At 70.6% G+C, this 1,054-nt stretch carries 1 protein-coding gene; it reads right to left on the bottom strand.

Annotation, left to right across the window (positions count from 1 at the left end):
• A partial coding sequence (gene leuC, locus ACFXKA_RS43325; protein ID WP_379431959.1) for a 3-isopropylmalate dehydratase large subunit occupies window positions 1-1,054 on the bottom strand: 1,054 nt, incomplete at both ends.

Below are 1,054 nucleotides of genomic sequence, written 5' to 3'. Positions count from 1 at the left end.
GCCCTGCCTGCCCTCGAAGTTGCGGTTCGAGGTGGACGCGGAGCGCTCGCCGGGCGCCAGTTGGTCGGGGTTCATGCCCAGACACATCGAACAGCCCGCGTGCCGCCACTCGGCGCCCGCGCCGGTGAAGACCTTGTCCAGGCCCTCGGAGACGGCCTGGAGGGCGACCCGGACCGAGCCGGGGACGACCAGCATCCGTACGCCGTTCGCGACTTTGCGGCCGTCCAGGATCGAGGCCGCGTTGCGCAGGTCCTCAATGCGGCCGTTGGTGCACGAACCTACGAAGACGGTGTCCACCGTGATGTCGCGCAGTGCCTGCCCGGCGGTCAACCCCATGTACTCCAGGGCCTTTTCGGCGGCGAGGCGCTCCGAGGCGTCCTCGTACGAAGCGGGGTCGGGGACATGCGTCGAAAGCGGGGCGCCCTGGCCGGGGTTGGTGCCCCAGGTGACGAACGGGGCCAGTTCCGTGGCGTCGATGAAGACCTCGGCGTCGAAGACGGCGTCCTCGTCGGTCCGCAGCGTCGACCAGTACTCGACCGCGGCGTCCCAGTCGGCTCCCTCGGGGGCGTGGTCGCGGCCCCGGAGGTAGTCGAAGGTGACCTGGTCCGGGGCGATCATGCCCGCCCTGGCGCCGGCCTCGATGGACATGTTGCAAATGGTCATGCGGGCCTCCATCGAGAGCTTCTCGATGGCGGAGCCGCGGTATTCGAGGATGTAGCCCTGGCCGCCGCCGGTGCCGATGCGGGCGATGACGGCGAGGATCAGGTCCTTGGCCGTGACGTCGGCGGGCAGTTCGCCCTCGACGGTGATGGCCATGGTGCGGGGGCGGGCCAGCGGCAGCGTCTGGGTGGCCAGGACGTGCTCGACCTGGCTGGTGCCGATACCGAAGGCCAGCGCGCCGAAGGCGCCGTGGGTGGAGGTGTGGCTGTCGCCGCACACGACGGTGGTGCCGGGCTGGGTCAGTCCCAGCTGCGGGCCCACGACATGGACGACGCCCTGCTCGACGTCGCCGAGCGGGTGCAGCCGTACACCGAAGTCCGCGCAGTTCTTGCGC

The sequence above is a fragment of the Nocardia sp. NPDC059228 genome (genome assembly GCF_042754245.1).
Taxonomy (GTDB): Bacteria; Actinomycetota; Actinomycetes; order Mycobacteriales; family Mycobacteriaceae; genus Nocardia.
This window is presented reverse-complemented; position numbering and strand designations above follow the sequence as displayed.